Genomic DNA, 7,966 nt, shown 5'->3' on the forward strand with positions numbered 1-7,966 from the left:
CCTGCCGAAGTTGTTTCAAATTCCGCTTTTGCCGTCACGGCTGCGGCTCAGGGTCCGCTACACCGTTCGGTATAAGAAAACCCCTTTCCCGGTCCAACCTCAAACGTACGGGGTTTACCGAAACCTTGATGAACTCGTAACAACCCGAAATGCTCCAAATGCCACAACACAAAATCAACGAGTTACAGTGCGAAACACGTCCGTCTCGTGGTTTTTTACGAGACCGACAAACCTTACATCCTGCTCAAGACGGTTTTTCCGGTTTCCCCCTGATCTTGTTCAGCAACCACAGGCTGAAAAAAATAACCGCGATAATCCCCAGCCCCAGGAGTATCTTCAGGTAGCGCTCAAGCCCGTCCGGTTCAACGGACTCCTGGAGGCGCAACCCCTTGTCAACCGGCACCTTGATCTGCAGACGATGCCCCATCCGGTCATATACGAGGATTTCCCAGGTCCCGGCCCGGTCCGGGAAAAAGGCAAACCGCCCGTTTTTATCGGTTTTTCCGGACTGAAAACGATCCTCCCGGCCCGGCGCAAAGATGGAGACAAACATCTCGGCCGCCGGCCGGTTGTCGTCAAAAAAGGCCTTGACGACGATGCCGCCGGTACCGGTGGAATACCGGATACCGTGGGCCGCCGCCGGCCGGTCGGCCGCCGGAAACAGCAGGATCAACAGCAGGCATGCGAGGAAACAGGGCTTCATTTGATTTCAAAGGTCAGGGAGGCGGAGAAATCGACCTTGTGATTGGTCACCACCATCCAGACCCCCGGCCGGTCGATCTTGATCCGGGCGATGCCCTGTTCATCACTCCTGGCGAGAACGGGAAAGGGTTCATCTTCCGAGGAATAGCCGGCATAGGTGCCGTAAACATAGGTTGCCAGGGGTTTTCCCTGGTACAACACCTTAACGGGTAAAAATTGACCGGCCCGCACCTCAGTGGGATTCTTCAGCGGCACGATCTCGATGCGATGGCCCACCGGCCTGCTGATCGTAGCGGAACCCCTGGTGACAACGATGATTGACTTGGCATATTTCTCGGACGGCACATGCAGCTTGTCCCCTTTTCTCTTTTTGGCCGCTGCCACGATATAGGTGCCCTCCTGGCGGCACTGCACCTCCCCGATCCTGGCCCCGGCCGGCCGGCCGTAACTTTCGCCGCTGAACTCTTCCCTTGTTTTTTCTATTTCTGTTTTCCGGCCGTCGGGCGATATATAGAAGAATTCGCTGAGCTGGTCCTGTTTTACCAGGATCCCGTAGTGGGGATAATTATGGCCGAAAACGACCTTGGCATCGGTTTTTCCGGGAGATTCCAGAAAATGACGGTCAATGTTCAGCCAGAGGTCATGGGCTGATGCCGGGCCGGTGAAAGCAACGGCCGCGGCCCAGAAGGCGGCCGCCATAACAAGCAGGGTTGATTTTTTGTTCATGATGAGTCTCCTTTTTTTGTCTTGAAGGGGTAATTGATCACCGGCCGCGGCCGGTGATCGCGGGTGTCGCGTTAAAATGAGAAGTCCAGCTTGACCATAAAGGTCCGGCCGGTGCGGAAATTCGCCTCATCCCCCTTGTCCGAGTCAAAAACATTGTCCGCCTCAAGGGAGAGCTTCGCGGTTGGGCCGAGCTGCTTGTAAATCTTGGCGTCAACCACTGTGTGGCCGTTGATCTGCGCGGTGTTGGCGGTGTTGGTGTACTGTTTTGAATTGCAGGAAATGGTGGCGCTCATCCCCAGGCCGTAATCCGGCAGCTCATAGGCCGGGGTCAGGCTGAGTTGATGCTCGGGGGTGTAGGTCAGGTTGTTGCCGTTTTCCTTGTTTTCCGAATCCGTATAGGTATAGGAGATGGCCAGGGAGAGATCTTCGGCCGGCCATATCCTTGAGAGGATCTCGATACCCTGGATGGTGGCCTCTTCGACATTCCGGTAAAGCAAAAGCGGCTTGCCGTTGTAAAGCGTGCCGCTGTCCTCCCGGATCACCAGTTCCTTTACCTGGTTTCGAAAATAACCGGCGCTGAACATAATGCTGTTTTCCCGCAGCCATTGTTCAACCCCGACCGAGTAACCGATGGCGGTTTCCGGCTTCAGCCCTGGATTGGATTGGGCGTAAAAGGAACCATGGTTATAGGGCGCGTCATAGTAGAGCTGGCGAATGGTGGGGGACTTGAAGGCCCTGCCCACCGAGGCCCGCAGCGTTGTTGCCCCGGAAAGCCGGTACATGGCGCTGAGCTTGGGATTGAACTCGGCGCCAAAGGTGGAGTGGTCGTCGTAACGGATGCCGGGCACCAGGCTCATCTCCCCGTCCAGCAGGGTGATTTCGTCCTGGAGGTACAGGCTGAAGATATCCACATCCCTGTTGACCGCAACCCGGCTGCCGTCCGGGTTGTCAATGGTGTAGTCAATGGACTGGCGCTGGAATTCGGCGCCGCTGGTAAGGGCATGGGTTTCATTGGCCAGCCAGGTGTACTGTCCCTCTGCCTGGTGATAGGCGATGTCGCCGTACTTGTGGCCATAGGTGTTGTCAACGAAGCCATGGTTGAAGTTCCAGTTATAGGTGAAACCCTTGAGCGAAAAGAGGTGCTCCTCGCCGGCCTGCCAGTTCACCCTGGTCGATAGCCGGTAACTCTCCTCCTTGCGGTTGTCCTTTTTTTCATAATCGCTTACTTCGCCCTTAACAGAGAGTTTGGTCCGGCCGGTCAGGTCGGCATCCACCTTGGCCAGCAGGGAGTGGCGCTCGGAATCGATCCGGCTCCGGCCGCTGTCCTGGGCGCTCTCATAGTTGTATTGCAGCAGGTAACCGATCTTTTCCAGGGGATGATCGCCAAAATAAACATATGCCTGGGACTGGTTGCGGTTTTGCTGCGAAGGTTTCTGGACCACGTTGTTCTTGATCCGCTCCTTGACCGTGTACCAGCCATGGGCGGCGCCAACGCCGATCACCTGTTTTTTCGGGATTCGCCGGGTGATGATGTTTATCACCCCGGCCATGGCGTCGCTGCCGTACAGGGCCGAGCCAGGCCCCTTTACCACCTCGATTCTTTCGATCATCTCCACCGGGATCTGGTTGAGGCCGATACCGTATTCCCCCATGCCGCCGCTCTGGCCCGGACCCATGACCCGCTCGCCATCGACCAGAATCAGGGCATAGCCGTCGTTGAAGCTCAGGCCGCGCATGGTGGCATGCCAGGTATAGGTGCCAAAGGTATCGTCGTGGGCCGAGGTGGATACACCAGGGATGCTCGCCAGGACCGCCATGGTGTTCTGGGCATTGGTTCTGGCGATATCTTCCCGGCTCACCACCACTGTCTCCACTGGTACGTCCTTCAAGGTGTGGGGGGTCCTGGTGCCGGTCACCACCACCTCCTGCAGAACCGCCGGCGTCTCCGGGGCTGCCTGGCCGGCCAGGGCCGTGGTCGTTGCCCCGGCCGCAATGGCGCCGAGGGCAAGGATTATGGCAGGGGCCGGAACCGACGCCAACCTGCCGCTTGAACGTGCTTTCATTTTTACCTCCCTTTTGTGGTTGATATTTGCTTGTTTTGTCATACGTTTTTAATTTTCGTAACACTACTTTGACAAAAAAATAGCCCCCGGCCGATATGGGCCACTCCCCGCCTCATCCTCCATGCCGGTGGGGGTGGCTGCCGTAGGGGTGAATGTGGCGATGGTCATGGAGGCAGGATTTGTCGCACTGTGCCACCCGGCCATGGTCCATGGCCTGGATATCCCGGCAGGTCTCGGCCAGGAAGTCCCAGTCATGGGAGATGATGATCCGGGCGAGATCAAGCCGGTCGAGGATCTCGATCAGCCGGTCCCGGGTGGCCGGATCCAGGTTGTTGGTCGGCTCGTCCAGGAGCAGGGCCCTGGGCTGCATGGCCAGGATGGTGGCCAGGGACACCAGTTTTTTCTCGCCCCCGGAAAGCTGGTGGGTGACCCGTTTTTCCAGGTCTGCCAGGCCCAGTTCACCAAGGGTCCGGCGGGCCGTCTTCCGGGCCTCGGCCGGGCCGGCGCCCAGGTTAAGGGGGCCGAATGCCACATCCTCCAGCACGGTGGGAGAAAAGAGCTGGTCGTCGGCATCCTGGAAGAGCAGGCCCACCTCCCGGCGCAGTTGCCGGAACTCCTTTTCATTCCGCACCGGCCGGCCCCTGAAAAAGAGAGTGCCGGCCCGGGGCGTGAGCAGGCCCACGACCAGGTGAAACAGGGTGGTCTTGCCGCAGCCGTTGGGACCGATCAGGCCGATCCGCTGCCGTTCCTGCAGGGCAAGGTTTACCCGGTCCAGCACCGGTCTCGCCGCGCCGGGATAGGCAAAGGAGATGTCTTTTAATTCGAGCAAAAGGGGCATGATCACCAGGAATCAATTCATAATCTCAATGACTCCGAGTGTAATCACCACAGCCATGATTGTGAACAGTAATATCAGGTCGCTCCGGGTCATCATCGGTTCATCCAGGCTGTAAAAGCGGCCGTCAAAACCGCGCAGCAGCATGGCCTGTTCCACCCGCGCGGCCCGGTTCCAGCTCTTCACCAGGGTCATGCCGAAGAGATGGCCATAGGTCCGGTAGGTATGCAGGTTGGTGCCGGGCCGGAAGCAGCGGAGCCGGGCGGCCCGGGCCAGCCGCTGGTATTCCCGGCTGATCACGAAGATATAGCGGTAGGAAAAGAGCAGCAGCAGACAGAGTTTGTTCGGCAGCCGCAGACCCTCCAGGCCGCGGCCCAGTTCCGCCACCGTGGAAGTGGCCAGCAGGGTGATGAACACCAGGATGATAGCGTTCGCCTTGATGGTGATCAGGGCGGCCAGTTCCACCCCTTGCCGGCTTATACTTATGGGGCCGAGCCGGGCCAGGGCGTCCCCCGGGTAGGTCAGGGGCAGGGTAAGCCAGAGAAAGGCGATAAAGCCGTTCACCAGCAGCAGCCGCCCCAGGACCTGGCCCGGCCCGAGCCTGGAGAGCAGCAACAGGATGATGCCGGTCAACAGTCCGGCCAGGCCGGTATAAAAACCGTGGCCCAGGGCGATCACCAGGGTCAGGGCCATGGCCGCGATCAACTTGACCCGGGTGTTGGTCCGGTGCAACAGGGAGTCGCCCTGGCTGAATCTTTCAAAGGTCATTCAGACTGGTACTCATCCAGATAGATCCACAGCACCGCGCCCAGTTCCACCCCCTTGGCCTCGCCCTTGGGGTTGTTCAGGGTATAGTCGGCCTGGTTCAAGGCGGCAAAGCCCCACCAGCCGGCCCGGGGGCAGGTAAAGGTAAAGATTCCGTCTCCATCGGCCTTGATCACCTGGGTGACGTGGTAATCGCTGGGCGCGGCAAGGGAGTTGTCCTGGTTATAGAACTCCACCTCCACCTCGGCATTGGCCACCGGCCTGCCGCCCATCAAGACCTTGCCGGTGAAGCTGTTGCCAGCGTAGTTGCCAAAGGGCCTGAGCATGGGCACGATCTCGGTGGGCAGCCCCATTGGCCGGTCCCAGCCCTCGTCAGCGCCAAAGGCGGCGACAATGGTCTTGGTGTAATGGATGATCGAGAGATCCTCGGCCGGCTCCCAGTAAGGCCTGGGCTCCATGGCAAAATGGTAGACCCCGGGCCGTTTGACCCGGAAGGTGGTCTGCCAGGCCCGGTGGTCCATCACCGTTGTCTCCTTTAACGAGCCAAGCAGGTCGGTGCGCTTGCCGTCCTTGAGCACATAGAATTTTTCCGGCCGCGCCAGGTCCATGCCAATGGACTCAAAGGGATGGGAAAAAGACAGGGTAAGCTGCACCGATTTTTTGGCCTGGGTAACGATGTTCCGCGACGGGATCACCATGCCGAAATGGGCCAGGGCCTGGTTGGCCGCGGCCAGCAGCAGGCCGACCACACAAGTTGCGGTAATTATTCTGCGAATCATTTTTTTTCTCCTTTTTTCGATTTAAAGTATGCAATGATTCCCGCCATGCCGATGAGGTAGCCGATGCCGCCCAGGATGTCCTGGAATCGCGGCCCCTGGTCCAGGCTTTGGACCAGCATGTGTTTGATCGGGCCCAGCTTTTTGTCCATGGCCTGTTCCACCACCCGGCGGACAAGCTCTTCGTCCGTTGATATGGTTTGGGTCGTATTGCCTGCCGGGGCAACCCCGGCAACCGCGGCAACCTTGTCCGGCGCGCTGGTCGCAACGGTTTCGCCCTGTTGCTCATCATCCAGGTACTCGTCCGCTGCCAGCAGCCATTCACCGCGATGCCCCTCACCGACATTGATAATGATCCGCAGGTCCAGCCGGTCGCGCCGGGCCTCCGCCGGGATGGGGAAGCGAAAATTCCCATGGTCATCGGTGCGGCAGGTGAAGAGGGTCCTGCCGTTGGCCGCATCCTGAACAATGATCTCCGAGTCCCTGGGGGCCCGGCCGCCGCTGAAGGCGGTCTCGCCAATAATGGTATTACCCTCGCCATAGGCAAAGATCCGGACCTTGTGGGCCAGGGCCGGTGTGCTTAGCAGAAGGCAGAACACGAAAAACAGAAGACAGAAGGTTGATACTGTTTTGCTCGTCATATCCAGGTACCAATGTTTCTACTGCTTGATTTTATAATGAAAGTCGCCACAAAGACGGGTCCTTGCCATGGCGGCGCGATGCCTTTCATTGTTTCGTTGCCGCTGGCCGATATTGTCCGGCCAGACCGGTCAGACCCAATATTTGCGGTTGAACCCTGGCCAGGAAAGAGACGGCGAACATGGTGATAAAGCCCTCGATGATCATCACCGGCAGGTGGGCGGCAACAACAATTTTGGCAGTGGCCATAAAGCCCGTGTCCGACAGGGCCAGGGACAGGGCCACCAGCAGGGTGGCCAGGAAGACCGAGAGAAAGCCGCCGGCAAATGCGGCCCAGGGCCTTGATTTCGGTTGGCTCAGCCAGGGCCGCAGCAGGTAGTAGCAAAGCACGGCCGGGGCCGCCATGTTGAAGGTGTTGACCCCCAGGACCACCAGGCCGCCGAACTGGAAGAAGATGGCCTGGAGCAGCAGGGCGGTAAGGATTGCCGGGAAACTGGCCCAGCCCAGCACCATCCCGAGCAGACCGTTTAAGATCAGGTGGACGCTGCCCGGCCCCAGGGGCACATGGATGAGGGAGGCCACGAAAAAGGTGGCCGACAGGATTGACACGGTCATGATCCGGTCATAATCGAGTTTTTTCAGACCGATCGTGGTACCCACCGCGGCCAGGGCGCCGCCACTGATCAGCACCGGCGCCGACAATACACCTTCCGAGATATGCATAGAACCCACCCTGTGTTACAGTTCAATAATTCGTATTACCGACCGGTAAAAAAAACTCCCTTGGTTACCGGAGGGCCTTGCCCGTACTGCTCATGGCCAGGTTGCCGTCCCGGATCCCCCGGAGGGCGATGAGCCGGTTGGCCAGTTCCTCCACCTCTCCGGACTTGCCCCGGACAATAATAACCTCCATGCAGTTATCATGGTCCATGTGGACATGGGTGGAGGAGACGATGTGGTGATGAAAGTCGTGCTGCTCCTCGGTCACCTTTTCCTGAAGGTTGGGCTGATGGTGGTCATAGACCAGGGTAATGACGCCCATCACCTGCTTGTCCGACTGCCACTCCTTCTTGACAAAGGCCTTTCTGATCAGGTCCCGGATCGCCTCTGAGCGGTTGTCATACTGGTGCGCCAGGATATAACGGTCGAACTTGTCCAGCAGGCTTTCTTCAAGGGATATGGAGAATCGTTTCAGCATTTTTTATAACAGTGCCTTGCAGGGACGGTTTATCGCCGGCCCCCGGATTATGACGGGATTGTTGTCCCTCCAGATAACACCTTTTTGTAAAAAATAATATTGAAGCACCTTGTGTTCCCCTTGTCAACAAAAATGGTAAGGTTTCGGTAAACCCCGTACGTTTGAGGTTGGACCGGGAAAGGGGTTTTCTTATAGCGAACGGTGTAGCGGGCCCTGAGCCGCAGCCGTGACGGCAAAAGCGGAATTTGAAACAACTTCGGCA

At 58.4% G+C, this 7,966-nt stretch carries 9 protein-coding genes; all 9 read right to left on the reverse strand.

Annotated features, from left to right (window positions below; translation table 11 throughout):
• Positions 1-244: 244 nt before the first annotated feature.
• Positions 245-703: a hypothetical protein gene (locus L3J03_11675; GenBank protein ID MCF6291639.1), complete on the reverse strand. Its 459-nt coding sequence runs from the start codon at positions 701-703 to the stop codon at positions 245-247.
• Positions 700-1,428, reverse strand: a complete 729-nt coding sequence (locus L3J03_11680; protein ID MCF6291640.1) for a DUF4198 domain-containing protein — start codon at positions 1,426-1,428, stop codon at positions 700-702. The genes L3J03_11675 and L3J03_11680 overlap by 4 nt, the downstream gene beginning before the upstream one ends.
• 71 nt (positions 1,429-1,499) lie before the next feature.
• Positions 1,500-3,491 (reverse strand): TonB-dependent receptor, encoded by a 1,992-nt coding sequence (locus L3J03_11685; GenBank protein MCF6291641.1) that lies wholly within the window; start codon positions 3,489-3,491, stop codon positions 1,500-1,502.
• A 112-nt stretch (positions 3,492-3,603) separates the two neighbouring features.
• Positions 3,604-4,329: an energy-coupling factor ABC transporter ATP-binding protein gene (locus tag L3J03_11690; protein ID MCF6291642.1), complete on the reverse strand. Its 726-nt coding sequence runs from the start codon at positions 4,327-4,329 to the stop codon at positions 3,604-3,606.
• Positions 4,330-4,341: 12 nt separating this feature from the next.
• Positions 4,342-5,094, reverse strand: coding sequence for a cobalt ECF transporter T component CbiQ (cbiQ, locus tag L3J03_11695; protein MCF6291643.1), 753 nt, complete (start codon positions 5,092-5,094; stop codon positions 4,342-4,344).
• Complete coding sequence (locus L3J03_11700; GenBank protein ID MCF6291644.1) at positions 5,091-5,870, reverse strand: DUF4198 domain-containing protein; 780 nt, start codon at positions 5,868-5,870, stop codon at positions 5,091-5,093. The genes cbiQ and L3J03_11700 overlap by 4 nt, the downstream gene beginning before the upstream one ends.
• Positions 5,867-6,508 carry a hypothetical protein gene (locus tag L3J03_11705; GenBank protein MCF6291645.1) on the reverse strand — a complete coding sequence of 214 codons (642 nt, stop codon included), beginning with the start codon at positions 6,506-6,508 and terminating at the stop codon, positions 5,867-5,869. The genes L3J03_11700 and L3J03_11705 overlap by 4 nt, the downstream gene beginning before the upstream one ends.
• An 85-nt stretch (positions 6,509-6,593) precedes the next feature.
• Complete coding sequence (gene cbiM / locus L3J03_11710; protein ID MCF6291646.1) at positions 6,594-7,229, reverse strand: cobalt transporter CbiM; 636 nt, start codon at positions 7,227-7,229, stop codon at positions 6,594-6,596.
• A gap of 64 nt (positions 7,230-7,293) precedes the next feature.
• Entirely contained in the window at positions 7,294-7,704 is a 411-nt protein-coding gene (gene nikR / locus L3J03_11715) for a nickel-responsive transcriptional regulator NikR (GenBank protein MCF6291647.1), read from the reverse strand.
• Positions 7,705-7,966: the final 262 nt, after the last annotated feature.

It is taken from the genome of Desulfobacterales bacterium (assembly GCA_021647905.1).
Classification (GTDB): Bacteria; Desulfobacterota; Desulfobulbia; order Desulfobulbales; family BM004; genus JAKITW01.